This window comes from Cupriavidus sp. 291-E7, assembly GCF_057798835.1.
Window position 1 is genome coordinate 414,265 of the sequence record NZ_JBYOJV010000001.1, and the last position, 17,898, is coordinate 432,162.

Sequence of the window (17,898 nt, forward strand, 5' to 3'; positions counted from 1 at the left end):
CCGGCCGGGTCACAAGGCGTGACGGCCGTGGAAGCCATTCGTTGGATTGCAGCCGGGTGATGCCGCGCTAGCAGAGCGTTCTGTCTGCCCGCGCGGCGAGCGTCGATCGGCTATTCGCCGGCGCTTTCACCATAGGCCGGTGGCCGCTGGACCACGGGAGCGGCGGCCGCCAGGATGTCGGCGGCGATACCGGTCCGGGGCGGGTAGATGCGCTCATGGTTGATGGTGAGCTTTGTCTTCTTGGCGACATCGCCTTCCGCGACGAGGCGTCGCTCCCATCCCTCCGTGTAGACGGCGCCCCACGGCCCGAGGTCGAGGATGGTCGTGTACCAGTCGATGTTCAGTTCCAGCATCGGAAGCCCGAACAACTCGGCAACGGCGTTGTGCCCTGCAAAGCGGCCCATTGGCCGGGCATGCTGGCACGACATGACCGACGCATGCTCACCGTCGATCAGCGCGCTGGCGGCGTCACCCGCTGCAAACAGGTTCTGAACGCCTTTCACGCGCATGAAGACATCGACCGGAAGCCGCCCCTGACTATCGAGCGCTACCGGGATGGATTCATTGAACGGATGCGCTCGCATGCCGCCGCACCATACGACCGTCGATGCGGGCAGGTGCTCGCCATTGCCCAGCACCACGCCGGACGCATCGATGGATTTGAACGAGAAATTCGGCAGCATTTCGACGCCGAGTTCGTCGCAGGCGCGCTCGATAACCGGTTGCGCGCCGCCCATCGCTTCGGCAATGCGCGGTGACCGGTCGGCAAGAATGGTTCGGCATGTTCCGGTATCCACCGATCCGGGAGCGCGCCGGGCGGCGTCGCGCAGACGGTCGGGAAGTTCCAGAGCGAGTTCGATGCCAGTCAGGCCAGCACCAATGACCACGGCGGTGAAGCGTCCTTCGGTGGATGGCAACGCTCCCAGCCGATGAATATGGTCCTGCAGGCGTTTGGCGCCTTCATAGGTGTCGATATCGTAAGCGTATTCGGCCAGGCCGGGGATCGGTGGCCGGGTGAGCCGGCTGCCGGTTGCCACGATCAGCTTGGCATACGTTAGCTCGCTGGTCTCGGCGCCTTGCCGGACGAGCACGATCTGTTCCTCAACGTCGATACCTATGACTTGCCCTTGCACATGCTTGACGCCGATGGGATCGAGAATCTCCGCATAGGGCACCAACGTGCTTGGCAGGTCCGCCTCATAGTTCCTGACCCGAATCCTGTGATTGACTTCGGGGTCCACCAACACGATCTCCACATCATGCTGGTCTGTGCCGACTTCACGAAGCATCCGAGCCGCACCAACCGCACTCCACAGCCCGGCGAAACCGCCACCTGCAACGATAATTCTCTTCATTACGTACTCCGTTCTTTCCTTAATGGATTAGTTCGTGTTTTAGACGGCGACTTGTTGAAGCGGTACGGGAGGGCGGCGGAAGCCGAGCCAGAGCATGGCGATGCCAGCGATCAGTGCGGGCAGGCCGATCACGGCGAAGAGGACAGGCATGCCCCAACCCATCGCGAGCATGCTTGCGCCTCCCACCGAACCCACGACGGAGCCGATGCGGCCAACGCCATTGGCCCAGCCTACTCCGGTAGCGCGGCAATCCGTCGGATAGAACTTTGCGATCAAGGCATTGACCCCAACCTGGGCGCCAGAGAGGCAGAATCCAGCGCAGAACACGGCTGCACCGGCGGCCAGCGGATCGGCAGACAAACTACCGATTGCAGCGATGAAGACGCACGCGAGCGAATAGCTCGTGGCAAGCACAAAGTACGGGTTGAGGCGGTCCATCAGCAGACCGAGAATGATGGCACCCGCGGTGCCGCCGCCCTGCAACATCGCGGTAATGAGCGCCGCGGTGCTGAGCGACAGACCGGCGCCACGCAGGACGGTCGGCAGCCAGCTTGCCAGCAGGTATAGCACCAGCAGGCTCATGAAGAAGGTCAGCCAGAACAGAAGGGTATGGCGAAGGAACTCCGGTCGAAACAGATGTGCGAGCGGTGAATGTGTACCCTTCCGGTCCGATACGGCGAACGTAGCATTCTCTAGTTCGGTCTTCGGCGCGATCCGATGAAGAATGGCACGTATCCTCGCCGCGTTTGCGCCTGTCGTAACGAGATACCGCACAGACTCAGGCAGACTCAACGCGACGCATGCGGCAAGGGCGATCGGAAGAACGCCACCGACAAACAGAACCGAGCGCCATCCATAGGCCTCGACAAGCCAGGCAGAAGCGAGTCCGCCCAGCGACATGCCAACGGTGAAGCCGCAGAACATCGTGGTCACCATGAAGGACACACGGCGCTGGGGGCAAAATTCCGATGTCAGCGTGATGGCGTTTGGCATCGCGCCGCCAAGCCCGAGGCCCGTAAGAAAGCGCAGCGCGGCCAGTTCCCACAGCACCTCGGACCTGGCGGACGCCAGGCTCGCAATCCCAAAGAACAGGATCGAAACCACAAGAATATTCTTGCGCCCAAATCGATCCGCCAGCGGGCCGAAGATGAAAGCCCCTGCCATGAGTCCTACCAGCCCGGCGCCGAACAACGGTGCAAGGTCGGCATTCGTAAGATGCCAGTCAGCGCGGATTGCCGGTGCGATAAAGCCGATGGATGCCGTGTCGAAGCCGTCCACGGCGACGATCAAAAAGCACAAGGCAACGATGATCACCTGAAACGCCGAGAGCGGCTGCTTGTCAATAAACTCAGTGACGTTTATGGGGCGGTTTAATGGCACGGTTGTCTCCTGAATAGTCATGTTATTGGTGATGACATTTTTAATATTTATGGTTGGCTGAGCGGGGCCCTTCGCCCGCCCCCCGTCATACCTGGATGTCTGCCGGAGTTATATTCCTGTAGCCATAAGATAAGAAATGAAATTTTCATCTCACCTATACCGACCCCGATATGCCTCTAGCGGTGACGAATAGGTACCGCGCGCTGCGCGGGGCGTCCATATGCAGAGGTACGCGCTGAAGAAGAGGCGGAGGTGTGCCGCGGGCGGCTGGAAGCGTTGCGGAGTCAACGAACATTCGCTTTGCACGAATGTGTGCTTGCCTACCCGAGGTCGTTCGCTAGCTGTGTGTTGAATTCAGCCGGTCGTGCGGGAGCCAGCGTCGAGTGAAGCTGGCTTGAACTGGAAGTCAGACAGCGCGCTCGGCCTATCCCTTGTCCGAGCGAGGCACATGAGGAATCTGCGCTTCCTCGTAAAGCCGATAAATCAGTTCCAGCATTTCCTTGATGTCATGCGACTCATCCATTGCGCGCATGCTCATGATGATTGGCGACGTGAGAGTGGGGTCATCGAGTTCCATGTAGCTCACGTCATCGCGCTTCAGTCCATAAACGCTGCTTGGCACGACTGAAATTCCCTCACCCGCCGCTACAAGCCCTAGTGCGATCTGCAACTCTCGCACGTCGTAGATGCGCCGGGGCGTCAGTGCGCGTTCCTGGAAAGCCGCCAGAACCTGATCCGCATAGCTGGGCCTCGGCGCCTTTGGAAAAACAATCAGTGTTTCGTAGATGAGATCGCGAAGCGACAGTACCGGCTTCGACAATGAAAGCGGATGCCCGACGGGCAGCGCGACGATCATTTTCTCCTCGCGGAGAATCACGCGGCGGATGCTTGCATCCTCGTGCCGAATCCGGCCGAACCCAACATCGATGCGTCCATCCTTCAGTGCGCGAATCTGGTCCATCGTCGACATTTCGTGCAGACTCAGCTCGACCGATTTGTTTTCGTCCCGAAATCGCCGAATGATCTTTGGCAGCATGCCGTAGAGCGTGGAGCCCACGTAGCCGACCGACAAACTACGCTCGATGTTGCCAACGCGCCGCGTCATCGACTCCAGTTCATTCGTCTGCGCAATGAGATGTACCGCGTGCGAGTAGAAAAACTTGCCGGTCTCGGTGAGCTTGAGCGGACGAGAGTTCCGTTCGAATAACTGCACCCCCAGTGACTCTTCGAGCTGCTGTATCTGGCGGCTGAGTGGCGGCTGCGCAATGTGAAGCCGCTTGGCCGCGCGCGTGAAGTTGCGTTCTTCCGCAACCGCTACGAAGTAGCGCAGGTGTCGCAGCTCCATACAATACCTCCAGGATATAGCCTGATACTAAAACGGTGTTGGACTGCCCCGTTTTGCGCCCCTATTCTGCTTTCATGCTCTGTTTCGCCGCCGAATTATACCTTCTGAGTAGCTTTGGATCGGCTTGAAACAAGGGTTAACCCCAGCAAAAAACATAGAGAGTTAGGAGCAGACATGAGTGCCAAAGTATTCGACTCGAAGGAAGTGCAGGACCTGCTGAAGGCCGCTGCAAATCTGGGAAGCCAAGCTGGCAACGCTCGCACCAAGCAGATTACTCATCGTCTGCTGAGCGACCTCTTCAAGGCCATCGACGACCTGGACATGACGCCCGACGAGATCTGGGCTGGCGTGAACTACTTCAACAAACTCGGCAAAGATGGCGAGGCGGCACTGCTGGCCGCTGGCGTCGGCCTGGAGAAGTTTCTCGACATCCGCATGGATGCAGCGGACCGCGAAGCCGACATCCACGGCGGCACCCCGCGCACCATTGAAGGCCCGCTCTATGTTGCCGGCGCCCCGGTGCGTGATGGCGTTTCCAGGATCGACATCAATGCCGACGAAGACGCGGGTCCGCTCGTCATTCGTGGCACGGTCACCGGTCCCGACGGAAAGCCTGTTGCCGATGCGGTTGTCGAGTGCTGGCACGCCAACTCCAAGGGTTTCTATTCGCACTTCGACCCGACCGGCGCGCAAGACGATTTCAACCTGCGCGGCGCGGTGAAGACGGGCGCCGATGGCAAGTACGAGTTTCGTACGCTGATGCCGGTTGGCTATGGTTGCCCGCCGCAGGGCGCCACGCAACAACTGCTGGACGGGCTTGCCCGCCACGGCAACCGCCCGGCCCACGTGCACTTCTTCGTGACGAGCGACAAGACGCGCAAGCTCACGACGCAGATCAACATCGAAGGCGACCCGCTGATCTGGGACGATTTCGCGTATGCGACGCGCGAAGAACTGGTACCGCACGTGGTCGAGAAGACCGGCGGCGCCGCGCTCGGCCTCAAGGCCGACGCGTACAAGGAAATCGAATTCAACATCGCAATGACGCCGCTGGTGCAAGGCAAAGACAACCAGCTGGTGAATCGCCCGCGCGTATCCGCCGCAGCGTAATCCCCGCACGGCGGCCTGCCTGCCCAGGCCGCCCACCTCTCCGCACGAACCATCCGCACCGATGCCACAGCGCTTCACCACGAAGCCTGCATAGGGAGACGACTCATGTCCGCAACTATCGATAAAGCACGACAACTGGACGACTTGCTGAGCAACGCCGTTCAGGATGACAAGGAAAATGGCGTCTTCCGCTGCCGCCGCGACATCTTCACGAACGCCGATCTGTACGAACTCGAGATGAAGCACATCTTCGAGAGCAACTGGGTCTACCTGGCGCACGAAAGTCAGGTTCCCAACAACAACGATTACTACACCACGTGGATTGGTCGCCAGCCAATCGTCATCACCCGCGACAAGACCGGCGAGCTGCATGCGGTGATCAATGCATGCGCGCACAAGGGCGCCATGCTGTGCCGCCGCAAGCACGGTAACAAGGGCAGCTTCACCTGTCCGTTCCACGGCTGGACGTTCTCGAACGCCGGCAAGCTGCTGAAGGTCAAGGACGAGAAGACCACCGAATACCCGGTGCAATTCAACAAGCAGGGATCGCACGACCTGAAGAAGGTTGCGCGCTTTCAGAACTATCGTGGCTTCCTGTTCGGCAGTCTGAGCGACGACGTGATGCCGCTGGAAGACTACCTCGGCGAGACGAAGGTCATCATCGACCAGATCGTTTCCCAAGCGCCGGAAGGTATCGAAGTGCTGCGTGGCAACTCTTCCTACATCTACGACGGCAACTGGAAGATGCAGATGGAAAACGGATGCGACGGCTATCACGTCAGCACCGTGCACTGGAACTACGCCGCAACGATGGGCCGCCGCAAGGTCGAGGGCACCAAAGCCGTGGATGCGAATGGCTGGAGCAAGTCGATTGCCGGTGTGTATGGCTTTGAGCATGGCCATATCCTGCTCTGGACCAATACGATGAATCCGGAAGTGCGCCCGGTTTATCAACACCGCGACGAGATCGCAGCGCGCGTCGGTGAAGACAAGGCGAACTACATCGTAAATCAGACGCGCAACCTGTGTCTGTACCCGAACGTGTTCCTGATGGATCAGTTCAGCACCCAGATTCGCGTGGTTCGTCCCATCAGCGTCGACAAGACGGAAGTCAGCATCTTCTGCTTTGCGCCAAAGGGCGAAAGCGCGGAACAACGCGCCATCCGCATTCGCCAGTACGAAGATTTCTTCAACGTGTCGGGCATGGGAACCAGCGACGACCTCGAAGAATTCCGCGCTTGCCAGTCCGGCTATGCCAGCACGACGTCGATGTGGAACGACATGTCGCGTGGCGCGCCGTTGTGGGTCCACGGACCCGACGCAAACGCGAAGGGCATGGGGTTGAACCCGCTCATCTCCGGCGAGCGCAGTGAAGACGAAGGTCTCTTCGTCGTGCAACACGAATACTGGATGCAGGTCATGCGCGAGGCCGTGCGTAAAGAGAAATCAGAGGCAGCGGTATGACCATCGACTATCAAAAAATCTGTCAGGCGCTCTATCAGGAGGCGCGCTTTCTGGATGACCGACTTTGGGACGAATGGTTGGCCTGCTACGCGGACGACGTCACCTACTGGATGCCGGCCTGGGACGACGACGACAAGCTCACCGAAGACCCGCAAAGCGAGATCTCCTTGATGTACTACTCGGATCGTGGTGGTCTGGAAGACCGGGTGTTTCGTATCAGAACCGAGCGCAGCAGCGCGTCGATGCCGGAGCCGCGCACCAGCCACAACGTGACCAATGTGGAAGTGCTGGCCGAGCGCGATAACGAAGTCGACGTGCGCTACAACTTCAACACGCTAAGCCATCGCTACAAGGTAACGGACCAGTACTTCGGCACCGTCTACCTCACCTTTCGCAAGATTGACGAGCGCTTGCTGATTTCGAGCAAGAAGATTGCGCTCAAGAATGACTACATCCGCCAGGTGCTGGACGTCTACCACGTCTGAAGCCACAGGTCGGAATGAAATCGGACGCAGGAGGCAACATGTCCAGCTACAACATCGCACTGAATTTTGAAGACGGCGTGACCCGCTTTGTCGAATGCAAGGCCGGGGAAAAGGTTCTCGATGCCGCTTTTCGCGCCAAGATCAACCTGCCGATGGATTGCTCAGACGGCGTGTGCGGCACTTGCAAGTGCCGCGCCGAGAGTGGCCGCTACGACCTGGGTGACGATTACATCGAGGACGCGCTGAGCGAGGACGAGAAGGACAGTGGCCTCGTGCTCACCTGCCAGATGGTGCCGCAGAGCGACTGCGTCATCGCCGTTCCGGCATCGTCGACGGTGTGCAAGACCGAGCAAAGCAAGTTCGCCGCGACGGTTACGAAGGTCGAACAGCACAATGATGCGGCAGTGGTTCTTGAGCTGGACGTTGACAGCATTCCTCCGGTCTTCCTGGCTGGCCAGTACGTGAACATCGATGTTCCTGGCAGCGGACAGCATCGCTCGTATTCGTTCTCGTCCGCACCAGGCGCGTCGAAGATCAGCTTTCTGATCAAGAAGATTCCTGGCGGCGTGATGAGCACCTGGCTGGAATCGGCCCAGCCGGGCCACAAGGTGCAACTGACCGGCCCCTTGGGCAGTTTCTATCTTCGGGCAGTGGAACGTCCCTTGCTGTTTCTGGCCGGCGGCACGGGCCTGGCGCCTTTCCTGTCGATGTTCGAAGTGCTGGTTCGCGCGAACTCGCAGCAGAAGGTGCATCTGATCTATGGCGTGACGCGGGACCTCGATCTGGTACAGGTTGAAGCGATCCAGGCGTACGTCGCCAAACTGCCGAACCTGACGTTCAGCACCGTGGTTGCCGAGGCGGAATCGAGCCATCCTCGCAAGGGTTGGGTGACCCAGCATATGCCGGCGGAATGTCTGAACGACGGCGATGTCGACGTGTACTTGTGCGGCCCGCCCCCGATGGTCGATGCCGTGCGCAAGCACTTCGACGACAAAGGCGTGAAGCCGAACAGCTTCCACTATGAGAAGTTCACGCCCAACGCTGCCCCGGTGACGCCATGAGTGCGCAGCGATTTGAAGGCAAGGTCATGGTGGTGACCGGCGCGGCGCAGGGCATCGGCCGTGGCGTGGCGCTACGCGCAGCGGCGGAGGGCGCCAAGGTCTTGTTCGTCGACCGTGCGGACTTCGTCTCCGAAGTCGCGGCGGAGGCAAGAGGGGCCACTACCGCCGGCTTTATTGCCGACCTGGAGACCTATGACGGCGCGGCCGTCACGATGGCATTCGCGGTGAAGCTCTTTGGTCGCATCGACATATTGGTCAACGGCGTGGGCGGCGCGATCCGGATGCGGCCCTTTGCCGAATTCGAACCACAGCAGATTGACGCGGAGATTCGTCGCTCGCTCATGCCTACCCTGTACGCCTGCCACGCGGTGCTTCCGCATATGCTCGCGCAGGGTGGTGGAACCATCGTCAACGTTTCTTCGAATGCAACGCGCGGTATTCGCCGCGTACCGTACTCCGCTGCGAAGGGCGGCGTTAACGCGATGACGCAGTCGCTGGCAATGGAGTATGGCGAGCACAACATTCGAGTGGTCGCGGCCGCTCCCGGCGGAACGGAGGCCCCTGCGCGTCGCGTGCCGCGCAATGCCGCCGGAGATAGCGAACGAGAGAAGGTCTGGATGAACGAGGCCGTGACGCAGGTGACCGATTCGACGTTCTTCCGGCGCTACGGAACCCTTGACGAACAGATCGCGCCGATTCTTTTCCTCGCCTCCGACGAAGCGAGCTATATCACTGGCACCGTGTTGCCGGTTGCTGGCGGCGACAACGGCTAGCACTCGTCGCAATCCATCGTATCCCTGCCAACGCCGCGCTAGACGGCGACCGGCAAATTCAACGTTTCAAGCTCGGATAGCCGCTGCCACCCACGCGACATGCAGATGCCGCGAGGGATGGCGCGCCATTCCTTAAAAAACGGAGGAGACAAATCATGCGTCACGTTGACGTTCAAAAGCTTGCAGACGACGCGCGCTTCAACCGGTTTCATGCCGGACTACTGTTCTGGTGCGCGATCATCATCATCTTCGACGGCTACGACCTCGCCGTCGTGGGCATTGCCCTGCCGTCCATCATGAAAGACATGGGTGTCGACGCCACGCGCGCCGGCTTCATGGTCAGTTCCGCGCTGTTCGGGATGATGTTTGGCGCGGTCATCATGGGAACCATTGCCGATCGTATTGGCCGGCCAAGGGCGATTGCCATCTGCATCGCCCTGTTCAGCGTCTTCACTGCGGCGGCGGGAATGACGCATGATCCGATTACGTTCAGCGTGACGCGCTTTCTTGCCGGACTGGGGATCGGCGGTGTGATGCCGAACGTCGTCGCGCAGATGACGGAATTCTCGCCGCGCAAGATTCGTGGGACGATGGTCACGCTTATGTTTAGCGGGTATTCCGTCGGCGGGATGCTCGCGGCATTGATGGGCAAATCGCTGATCGAAACGTACGGCTGGCAATCGGTGTTTCTGGCGGCGAGCGTTCCCGTACTGATCATCCCTGCCGTGCTGCGGCTGATGCCGGAATCGCTGCCGTTCCTGATTCAACGTAATCGACTGGATACGCTCCGAGCCGTGCTCCTGAAGATCGACCCGTCCTACCGTGCCCAGGCAACAGACCGGTTCGACTTGCCGCAAGCCGAGAAGAGTGCCAGTGCGCCCATCAGCATGCTGTTCCGCGACGGCCGTGGATTCAGCACCGCGATGCTGTGGATTGCCTTCTTCATGTGCCTGTTCATGGTCTACGCGTTGAGTTCCTGGCTCACGAAACTCATGGCTGGTGCGGGCTATAGCCTCGGATCGGCGCTGACGTTCGTGCTGGTGCTGAACTTCGGCGCGATGGCCGGCGCAATCGGCGGCGGCTGGCTGGCGGACAAGTTCAATATCAAACACGTACTGGTTGGCATGTACGCGCTTGCCGCCGTTTCCATCACGCTGCTTGGCTACAAAATGCCGACCGAAGCGCTGTTCTTCGTGGTCGCGCTTGCTGGTGCCTCCACCATCGGTACGCAGATCGTGACGTATGCGTATGCAGGCCAGTTCTATCCGGCGACCGTCCGGGGAACCGGTATTGGCTGGGCCTCCGGTGTCGGGCGAAGCGGTGCAATCCTCGCACCGATCGTCATCGGCGTGCTGGTGAGTATGTCCCTGCCACTGCAGCAGAATTTCGTTGCCATCGCGGTGCCTGCCGTGATCGCGGTGCTGGCTGTGCTGCTGATCGACCACAAACGATCGGCGTCGGTGATCGACAGCGAGTCCAGCCAGGGCACAGCGGATGCCGAACATGCCACCGTTCTGCGCGAACGCGCTGCACGGTAGGCAGATCGGCGTGCCCGGCGTTACGTCGACTTCAGTACATTCCGGGGCGCACTCGTCCAGTGAATCACCGATGCGGCGATGCCGAGGGCGATGCCGAAGACGACGATGCCGGGCCAGCCAAAGCGCGTCATCAGCCAGCCGCTGATCATCACGCCGACGGCGCCGCCGAGGAACGTGGCGGTCATGTACAGGCTATTGATCCGGCCTTGCGCTTTGGGATCGACGGCGAAGGCGCGTGTCTGGTTCGAGACCAGCCCCGCCTGCACGCCGATATCCAGCACGACGACGCCGATCACCAGGAGCGCCAGCGATGTCTCGGCGCCGGCCAGAAACAGATAGGACAGCGTAACGAAGCCGATGCTCGCGGCGATGACGGTTCGCGGGCCCAGTCGGTCGGTGGCACGACCGCCGAGCGAAGCGGCAAGTGCGCCGGCTGCACCGATGATGCCAAAGCCGCCCGCCCAGGCACTGCTCAGATGCAGCGGCCCGTCGGCAAGCAGTGCTGCCAGGTTGACCCAGAAGGCATTGAAGCACGCCCACAACAGCGCCTGGATGATCATCGACTGACGAATGGGAGCGTTATCCCGAGCCAGCGGCCAGAGCGATGCGAGCAAGCGTCCATACGAAAGGTTCGTGCTCGGCAGACCGCGAGGAAGGAGCGAGGCGGCGGCGATCCAGACCGGGATCATGAAAATTGCGGCCAGGCCGTAGACCGCGCGCCAACCATAGGCCGCGCCAACCACGCCGCTGATCGTGCGGCCAAGCAGGATGCCAACCATGATGCCGCTCACGACGGTGCCGACGGAGCGTCCGCGCTCGCTCGGCAATGACATGACGGCCGCAAATGGAACGAGTTGCTGAGGCACGCAACTGACGACACCGAGACCGAAGGACGCAATGATCAGGGGCCAGATGCTCGGCGCGAGCGCCGCGGCCAACGCGAAGCAGAACGCAAGCGCGATCTGGATCAGCACGAGTTTGCGCCGGTCGAATCGATCACCCAGAGGCAACAGCAATGCCAGTCCGCTGGCAAAGCCGAGCAACGCCGCGCCGGCAACGAGGTCAACGGTTGTCACGTTGACTTTCATGCCCGTGGCGATCAGTGGCAGGATTGGCTGCGTGCAATAGATGTTGGTGATCACCGCGCCCGCGATGATCGCCATCATGATGATTTTGGCGCGGGACGCCACGGGCGGCGCACCGGCGGCCGAAGTATCGTGCGGGGCGCTCATGGCAGTCTCCTGCTGGAAATGGCGCGCCGCGTCATAAACGCCGATGCGCACGCGACCGCAGCGAGGCTGGTCAGGCTGCGACGCTTGGGTCGCGTAATGTTCCGTCTACTCGCTTCGGAACCGTGATTGCAATGTCGAGGCATATGACTCTCCAAGCCGATAATGCGAGCCCGCCGAGGGCATCGCGTCTTGGTTCGAAGACTACGCGCGTGCAATCGCCAAGAGAATGCCTCGATATCGGGAATCTCTCTTCCACGATTTGAGAGGGTGATGCCAAGACGCCTAATTCAATGCGACGTCATCGGTACGCCGCGCGCAGAAATGCGCCGAGCTGCGCCCGCTGCTGGCCGATGCCACCCGACGTTTCGCCCGCGAATGGCACGGCTTCGGGATACAGCGCCGCAAGCATTGCCCACATGACGCGCCGCGATTCGGCCCCGCCAGCCAGGAACGCTTTGCCGATCTCGCGCGGCCACGCTGCGTGGGTGTTGAACCGACCAAGGTCGGACAGCATTTCATCGGCGCGCATGACCGTCATGCGCCGGTTGTAAGGCGCGATAACGCTATCGGGCGATACGAATCCATGTTCAGCGGAAAGGATCAGAACGTTCGGCGGCGCATCGGCGCTCTGGTGCTTGGCGAGCGTGGTGTACATCACGCCTTTGTACAGTTCAATGGCTTTTGCAGGCCGATCGAGCTTGGTCCCCGAGCAAGCCAGAAGGACCAGCGGGCGCGCGGAAGGCGAATAGGCGAAAAAAGGGCGCATGGCGAAAGTTGAGGGCGGCAGTGTTGAGCCAGGTTGGGACGCTGCCTGGCGCGCGGCGTCGACGGAATGGCGGGGAGGTTATCGAGGTCGCACCCGGATGTGCTTCTCGATTATTGGAAGAATGTTTCTCACATTCGTCCTCTAATCTCTCTGGGCGAAAACGCATACCATCCCTCTCAACGGGGCGGCCCGCCTCACGAATTGGCGTTGCAAGTGTTGGAAGTGAAGCAGAAGCGATGAAAGTAGCTCTTGTTGTGTTCGATGGTGTTCAAGCGCTGGATGTGGCCGGCCCGATGGACGTGTTTGCGGAAGCCAATGCGCTGCTGCCGCACCACAAGCGCTATGAGGTCACGCTGGTTGGCGTAACGCCGCATAGCGTTACCTGTTCCAACGGCATGCACGTGGGTGTTCATGTCGACTATCGCAACTACCGCGATGAATGCGACCTGCTTCTCATGGCAGGGGGACCTCGGGCGCCAGGCTTGCAGCCCGACCCGGACTTTCTTTCCTGGCTTCACGACAAGGCGTTGACCGCACAGCGGTTCGGAGCCGTCTGCAATGGCGTGTTCCTGCTGGCACACGCCGGATTGCTCGACGGACGGGAAGTCACCGCGCATTGGTCCGATACCAAACGGCTGCAGGAATATTTCCCGCGTGCGCTCGTCCGCCCGGACAAGATATTCGTGCGCGACGGCAATCTTTTCACCAGTGGCGGTGTCACGGCCGGCATTGATCTGTGCCTTGCGCTCGTTGCCGAGGACTTTGGGCATGCCATTGCGGTAAAAGTCGCAAAGCGCCTGATCGTGTATATCCGCCGCGATGGCGGGCAGTCCCAGTACAGCCCCTACCTGGCCGTTGGCCCCGAAGAAGATTCCATCGTCAGCCGCGCCATGCGCTACATCAACGACCACATCGCGGAAGCCTTCTCCATCGAGGAATTGGCGGATGCCGTGGGCGTGAGTCGTCGAACATTCAGCCGCACCTTCGCAAAGCACGCGAAGGTCTCGCCGTCGGTATTCGTCGAGCAGGTGCGGGTCGACTTTGCGCGCAAGCTGCTTGAGCAAACCGACGTGCCGCTCAAGACCATTGCGTTCCGGAGTGGATTCCATAGTTCGACGCATATGCGAATGATCTTTTCCCGCCGGCTCGATATCACTCCAAAGGAGTATCGCCAGCGCTTTCAGGAAACCGAAGGCAGCTCGCAGGCAATTCCGGAAAAGCACGGCGAAGGCGAGCAGATCATGTTCCCATCCTCTCCGTCCCCGCGCCGGGAGCATCCCCAACACCGCGCCGTCGCTGCTACAGCGCATTAGTCTGCATCTCGCGGGGCCGTTAAAGCGGCGGCCTCGCGGAACTCGCAATAGGCCGCCACAAGATCCGCGAGTGCGAACCCGCGATTGCGACCACTTGGATTGGGTAGCAGCCAGACTTTCGATGCGGCGATCGGCTCCGGCTGAAGTCCCCAACTGACGTGCTTCTGATGGCTCATGGCGGCGTAGGCGTCCTTGCCCAGGAAGGCAATGTAGTGGGGACGAAAGCGATTCAGTCGACTAACCAGTCCTGCCGCGGCGTCGGCATACTCCTGCTTCGACAACTCGGCGGCGCTGGCGGTTGGCCGGCAGACTACGGTGGCGAGGCCAAATCCATACTTCAAAAGCTGCTTGTCCTCGGCGGGCTTCAGTTCGCGCTCGGTGAATCCTGCAAGATGAAGGGTCCGCCAGAATCGGTTTCCGCGTCCTTCAAAGTGGTGGCCGACTGCCGCCGCCCGCAAGCCAGGGTTCAGGCCGCAGAAGATCGCCGACAAGCCGGGCACGATGAGGTCCGGCAGCGCGCTTCCCGATGTCGGCATCGCTGCGGAGCTTTGATCCGTCATGTCATTTCCACAAAACCGGTTCCATATAGAACCTGAGTACGGGGTCTCCGGTGGCGGATGCGTCGATCACTTGCTCATCCTTCCGAAATTCGATCACTGATGCCAATCGTCGCGCGAAGCAATCGGCCGCGGCCCGTGCCAGATGCTCCGCGGCAAGTGTGTCGTCAAGACGGCCCGCAAGTAGAGATCCGTTCGTCGCAAAGACCGCAATGTCTCCAACGCTGTCGCTGGTGCGGTCTGCCTGGCCTAACGCTAAAGCCACGACGAAAGGCTTTCTGATTTCAATCAGCGCTGCGGCCATGCCGACCGGGTCGTCGGATATCGCGTCCGGCAATGTCCGATGCTCGTTGATTCCACAGGCACCAGCAATGCCGCAATGCCGTGGATTGCCGCTTCTTTCGAGTTTCATCGGACCACTCCTGCTATTTGGCGAGCACACGCAGCCATTACCGTGACTATAGAGATCGCCGCGATTGGCAGCGTCGCGGGATAGGACCGAATCCGGCCAACATCGCGCGTTTCCAGGCCAAGGCGTACCGGCCCCCGAGTTTCGCTGCCGGAACCGCGTCGTCCTTACCGTACCGCGCATCCGGAAAAATCGCCGGACGTTGCGGTTTCAGGCCAAGTTGTAGCGCTTATCTGCCGCGACACCGCCCTCGTCCTTACCGCTACCTAGAATGACTTTCACCGGTGACACGCATCCGCGATGCCACGCGCGAACATACGCATTCCTCTGGAGGTTCCAAATGGCTGCAGTACCAAATGATGGGTCGACGGGCGTGACGAAATATGGCCAGGACCCGCGCGATGACGATGATCCTCAGGAGACCGCCGAGTGGCTCGACGCACTCGATGGTGTGGCGTCGCATATCGGCATGGACCGTGCGCGTTTCCTGATTCAACGGCAAATCGAGTTTGTGCGGATGAACGGCGAGTATTCCCCGTTCTCCACCGCAACGCCCTATGTGAATACGATTCCGACGAGCAAGCAGGTCGCCATTCCCGGAGATCAGGCCACGGAACACAAGATTCGCTCGTACATGCGCTGGAACGCGATCGCGATGGTGCTGCGTGCCGGCCGCGAAACCAATGTGGGTGGGCACATTGCTTCCTTCGCCTCCGCCGCAACGCTCTACGACGTAGGCTTCAACCACTTCTGGCACGGCGCCTCCGCCAATCATGGGGGAGATCTTGTCTTCTTCCAGGGGCATTCTTCGCCTGGTATCTATTCGCGCGCCTTCCTCGAAGGCCGCCTGACGGTCGCGCAACTGGACAACTTCCGCCAGGAAACGGGCGGGCAGGGCATGCCGTCGTATCCACATCCCTGGTTGATGCGCGACTTCTGGCAGTTTCCCACTGTCTCGATGGGCCTTGGTCCCCTCATGGCGATCTATCAGGCCCGCTTCATGAAGTACATCGAAGCCAGGGGTGTCGTGACGACAAAAGGGCGCAAGGTCTGGGCGTTTCTTGGCGATGGCGAGATGGACGAACCCGAATCGATGGGCGCAATCGGCATGGCGGCGCGGGAGCGGCTGGATAACCTGATCTTCGTGGTCAACTGCAATCTCCAGCGCCTGGACGGGCCGGTGCGTGGCAACGGCAAGATCATCCAGGAACTGGAAAATCTGTTCAGCGGCGCCGGATGGAACGTCATCAAGGTGATCTGGGGTAGCCGCTGGGATGCGCTGCTGGCGCGCGACCGCAATGGCGCGTTGATGCGCCGGATGATGGAAGTGGTGGACGGGGAATATCAGACGTACAAGTCAAAGTCCGGTGCTTACGTGCGCGAGAAGTTCTTCAACACGCCGGAACTCAAGGCCCTGGTGGCGGACTGGACCGACGATGACATCTGGGCGTTGAATCGTGGTGGACACGACCCCCACAAGATCTACGCCGCCTATGCACAGGCTTCGACGCCGAACGGTCGACCGACGGTAATCCTGGCCAAGACCATCAAGGGCTATGGGATGGGCGAGGCCGGCCAGGCGATGAATAACACGCATCAGCAGAAGAAGATGCAGGTGGAGCAACTGAAGGCGTTCCGCGACCAGTTCAAGCTTCCGATCTCCGACGAAGCCATTGCGGACGTGCCCTATCTGAAATTCGACGAAGGCTCGAACGAATTTGAGTATCTGCAGGCGCGTCGCCACGAACTCGGTGGCTATGTGCCGGCACGGCGGCAAAAGGCCGCGTCGCTGCCAACGCCCGACCTCGGCGCGTTCGACGCTCTGCTCAAGGGCACGACGGAAGGCCGGAAGATGTCGACGACGATGGCTTTCGTGCGTTTTCTGGGTGTGCTGCTCAAGGACAAGACGCTAGGCAAGCGCGTTGTGCCAATCGTGCCCGATGAGTCGCGGACGTTTGGCATGGAAGGCTTGTTCCGGCAGATCGGCATCTGGAATCAGGACGGACAGCGCTACGAGCCGGAGGATTCGGGACAACTGATGTTCTACCGTGAATCCGAAACCGGGCAGATTCTTCAGGAAGGCATCAACGAGGCAGGTGGCATGTCGGACTGGATCGCCGCGGCGACGTCGTACTCGACGCACGGCGAGACCATGATTCCGTTCTTCGTGTTCTATTCGATGTTCGGCTTCCAGCGCGTCGGCGACCTCGTATGGGCGGCCGGCGACATGCGCTCGCGCGGCTTCCTGCTGGGCGGCACCGCGGGCCGGACCACGCTTAACGGCGAGGGGTTGCAGCATCAGGACGGGCATTCGTTGCTGTGGGCATCGAGCGTGGCAAATTGCATTAGCTACGACCCCACATTCAGCTACGAACTCGCCGTGATCATGCAGGACGGTTTGCGGCGCATGGTGACCGAGCAGGAGGACGTCTTCTACTACGTCACCGTGATGAACGAAAACTACGAGCACCCGCCGATGCCAGACCGCGCGGATGTGGCGCAGGACATCATCCGGGGCCTGTATCTGTTCAGAAAGTCGGCTGCCGAAAGCGCAATGCCCCGTGTGCAGTTGATGGGCGCGGGCACCATCTTCAACGAAGTCATCGCCGCTGCAAGCCTGCTGGAGGCGGACTGGTCCGTGGCAGCGGACTTATGGAGTGCCCCGGGCATCACCGAACTGGCCCGCGAAGGCCGCGAGGTCAAGCGCTGGAACCTGCTGCATCCCACGGAAGTTCAGCGCGTCTCACACGTGGAGCGGCTTCTCACCGGTGCGCAAGGTCCGGTCATTGCTTCGACCGATTACGTGCGCACGCTGACCGAGCAACTCCGCGAGTTCATCCCGCAACGCTTCGTCGTGCTCGGCACCGATGGCTTCGGGCGCTCCGACACCCGTGAAAAGTTGCGCGACTTCTTTGAAATCGATCGCTACTGGATTGCTGTGTCGGCGCTCAAGGCGCTTGCCGACGAAGGCACGATCGAAGCCAGTGTCGTGGCCGATGCGATCAAAAAGTACGGACTCGACCCATCCAAGCCGAATCCGATGGGTGTGTAGGCCGGATGCGTAAGCCAATGGGCCGGCAACGGCCCGTGTGGCCGACTGGCCCTCGTCG

General features: G+C 60.7%; 15 protein-coding genes. 8 read left to right on the top strand and 7 right to left on the bottom strand.

The genetic code is table 11. The features are described from left to right. Window positions 1-110 precede the first annotated feature (110 nt). The 3 genes from AC3FLX_RS01910 to AC3FLX_RS01920 form a co-directional block, all read right to left on the bottom strand. The gene (locus AC3FLX_RS01910) at window positions 111-1,355 is read right to left on the bottom strand and encodes an NAD(P)/FAD-dependent oxidoreductase (protein ID WP_488693336.1); all 1,245 of its coding nucleotides are present in this window, start codon (window positions 1,353-1,355) and stop codon (window positions 111-113) included. A 39-nt stretch (window positions 1,356-1,394) separates the two neighbouring features. Beyond that, window positions 1,395-2,756: an MFS transporter gene (locus AC3FLX_RS01915; RefSeq protein ID WP_488693338.1), complete on the bottom strand. Its 1,362-nt coding sequence runs from the start codon at window positions 2,754-2,756 to the stop codon at window positions 1,395-1,397. Between the two features lie 403 nt (window positions 2,757-3,159). Further along, a complete protein-coding gene (locus tag AC3FLX_RS01920) occupies window positions 3,160-4,080 on the bottom strand; it encodes a LysR family transcriptional regulator (RefSeq protein ID WP_488693339.1) in 921 nt (306 codons plus the stop codon). Between the two features lie 174 nt (window positions 4,081-4,254). Here AC3FLX_RS01920 and catA point away from each other — a divergent pair, with 174 nt between their 5' ends. The 6 genes from catA to AC3FLX_RS01950 all read left to right on the top strand — a co-directional run bounded on the left by catA (window position 4,255) and on the right by AC3FLX_RS01950 (window position 10,511). Then, on the top strand, window positions 4,255-5,190 hold the full coding sequence (catA, locus tag AC3FLX_RS01925) for a catechol 1,2-dioxygenase (protein WP_488693341.1): 936 nt from the start codon (window positions 4,255-4,257) through the stop codon (window positions 5,188-5,190). Between the two features lie 105 nt (window positions 5,191-5,295). Beyond that, complete coding sequence (locus AC3FLX_RS01930; protein ID WP_488693343.1) at window positions 5,296-6,654, top strand: SRPBCC family protein; 1,359 nt, start codon at window positions 5,296-5,298, stop codon at window positions 6,652-6,654. Beyond that, a complete protein-coding gene (gene benB / locus AC3FLX_RS01935; RefSeq protein WP_488693345.1) occupies window positions 6,651-7,139 on the top strand; it encodes a benzoate 1,2-dioxygenase small subunit in 489 nt (162 codons plus the stop codon). Before AC3FLX_RS01930 ends, benB begins: the two co-directional genes overlap by 4 nt. Before the next feature lie 38 nt (window positions 7,140-7,177). Next, window positions 7,178-8,200 (top strand): benzoate 1,2-dioxygenase electron transfer component BenC, encoded by a 1,023-nt coding sequence (benC, locus tag AC3FLX_RS01940; protein ID WP_488693346.1) that lies wholly within the window; start codon window positions 7,178-7,180, stop codon window positions 8,198-8,200. Further along, window positions 8,197-8,973: a benzoate diol dehydrogenase BenD gene (gene benD, locus AC3FLX_RS01945; RefSeq protein ID WP_488693348.1), complete on the top strand. Its 777-nt coding sequence runs from the start codon at window positions 8,197-8,199 to the stop codon at window positions 8,971-8,973. The genes benC and benD overlap by 4 nt, the downstream gene beginning before the upstream one ends. Before the next feature lie 155 nt (window positions 8,974-9,128). Then, complete coding sequence (locus AC3FLX_RS01950; RefSeq protein ID WP_488693350.1) at window positions 9,129-10,511, top strand: MFS transporter; 1,383 nt, start codon at window positions 9,129-9,131, stop codon at window positions 10,509-10,511. A 20-nt stretch (window positions 10,512-10,531) separates the two neighbouring features. Here AC3FLX_RS01950 and AC3FLX_RS01955 read toward each other — a convergent pair whose 3' ends face one another. After that, on the bottom strand, window positions 10,532-11,743 hold the full coding sequence (locus tag AC3FLX_RS01955; protein ID WP_488693352.1) for an MFS transporter: 1,212 nt from the start codon (window positions 11,741-11,743) through the stop codon (window positions 10,532-10,534). Between the two features lie 298 nt (window positions 11,744-12,041). Next, window positions 12,042-12,509, bottom strand: coding sequence for a DUF6884 domain-containing protein (locus AC3FLX_RS01960; protein ID WP_488693354.1), 468 nt, complete (start codon window positions 12,507-12,509; stop codon window positions 12,042-12,044). Between the two features lie 236 nt (window positions 12,510-12,745). Between AC3FLX_RS01960 and AC3FLX_RS01965 the strand changes: the two genes are divergently transcribed. Continuing rightward, window positions 12,746-13,822, top strand: coding sequence for a GlxA family transcriptional regulator (locus AC3FLX_RS01965; RefSeq protein WP_488693698.1), 1,077 nt, complete (start codon window positions 12,746-12,748; stop codon window positions 13,820-13,822). On the opposite strand, the gene mug is transcribed toward AC3FLX_RS01965, so the two are convergent. Together mug and AC3FLX_RS01975 are read right to left on the bottom strand one after the other, a co-directional pair. Next, on the bottom strand, window positions 13,819-14,382 hold the full coding sequence (mug, locus tag AC3FLX_RS01970; RefSeq protein WP_488693356.1) for a G/U mismatch-specific DNA glycosylase: 564 nt from the start codon (window positions 14,380-14,382) through the stop codon (window positions 13,819-13,821). The genes AC3FLX_RS01965 and mug overlap by 4 nt on opposite strands. Before the next feature lies 1 nt (window position 14,383). After that, a complete protein-coding gene (locus AC3FLX_RS01975) occupies window positions 14,384-14,791 on the bottom strand; it encodes a hypothetical protein (RefSeq protein WP_488693358.1) in 408 nt (135 codons plus the stop codon). A 337-nt stretch (window positions 14,792-15,128) separates the two neighbouring features. Here AC3FLX_RS01975 and aceE point away from each other — a divergent pair, with 337 nt between their 5' ends. Next, window positions 15,129-17,840: a pyruvate dehydrogenase (acetyl-transferring), homodimeric type gene (aceE, locus tag AC3FLX_RS01980; RefSeq protein WP_488693360.1), complete on the top strand. Its 2,712-nt coding sequence runs from the start codon at window positions 15,129-15,131 to the stop codon at window positions 17,838-17,840. Window positions 17,841-17,898: the final 58 nt, after the last annotated feature.

Bases quoted from the DNA above. Each gene is read 5' to 3' on its own strand.
- AC3FLX_RS01910 (WP_488693336.1), bottom strand. From the start codon at position 1,355: ATGAAGAGAATTATCGTTGCAGGTGGCGGTTTCGCCGGGCTGTGGAGT.
- AC3FLX_RS01915 (WP_488693338.1), bottom strand. From the start codon at position 2,756: ATGACTATTCAGGAGACAACCGTGCCATTAAACCGCCCCATAAACGTC.
- AC3FLX_RS01920 (WP_488693339.1), bottom strand. From the start codon at position 4,080: ATGGAGCTGCGACACCTGCGCTACTTCGTAGCGGTTGCGGAAGAACGC.
- catA (WP_488693341.1), top strand. From the start codon at position 4,255: ATGAGTGCCAAAGTATTCGACTCGAAGGAAGTGCAGGACCTGCTGAAG.
- AC3FLX_RS01930 (WP_488693343.1), top strand. From the start codon at position 5,296: ATGTCCGCAACTATCGATAAAGCACGACAACTGGACGACTTGCTGAGC.
- benB (WP_488693345.1), top strand. From the start codon at position 6,651: ATGACCATCGACTATCAAAAAATCTGTCAGGCGCTCTATCAGGAGGCG.
- benC (WP_488693346.1), top strand. From the start codon at position 7,178: ATGTCCAGCTACAACATCGCACTGAATTTTGAAGACGGCGTGACCCGC.
- benD (WP_488693348.1), top strand. From the start codon at position 8,197: ATGAGTGCGCAGCGATTTGAAGGCAAGGTCATGGTGGTGACCGGCGCG.
- AC3FLX_RS01950 (WP_488693350.1), top strand. From the start codon at position 9,129: ATGCGTCACGTTGACGTTCAAAAGCTTGCAGACGACGCGCGCTTCAAC.
- AC3FLX_RS01955 (WP_488693352.1), bottom strand. From the start codon at position 11,743: ATGAGCGCCCCGCACGATACTTCGGCCGCCGGTGCGCCGCCCGTGGCG.
- AC3FLX_RS01960 (WP_488693354.1), bottom strand. From the start codon at position 12,509: ATGCGCCCTTTTTTCGCCTATTCGCCTTCCGCGCGCCCGCTGGTCCTT.
- AC3FLX_RS01965 (WP_488693698.1), top strand. From the start codon at position 12,746: ATGAAAGTAGCTCTTGTTGTGTTCGATGGTGTTCAAGCGCTGGATGTG.
- mug (WP_488693356.1), bottom strand. From the start codon at position 14,382: ATGACGGATCAAAGCTCCGCAGCGATGCCGACATCGGGAAGCGCGCTG.
- AC3FLX_RS01975 (WP_488693358.1), bottom strand. From the start codon at position 14,791: ATGAAACTCGAAAGAAGCGGCAATCCACGGCATTGCGGCATTGCTGGT.
- aceE (WP_488693360.1), top strand. From the start codon at position 15,129: ATGGCTGCAGTACCAAATGATGGGTCGACGGGCGTGACGAAATATGGC.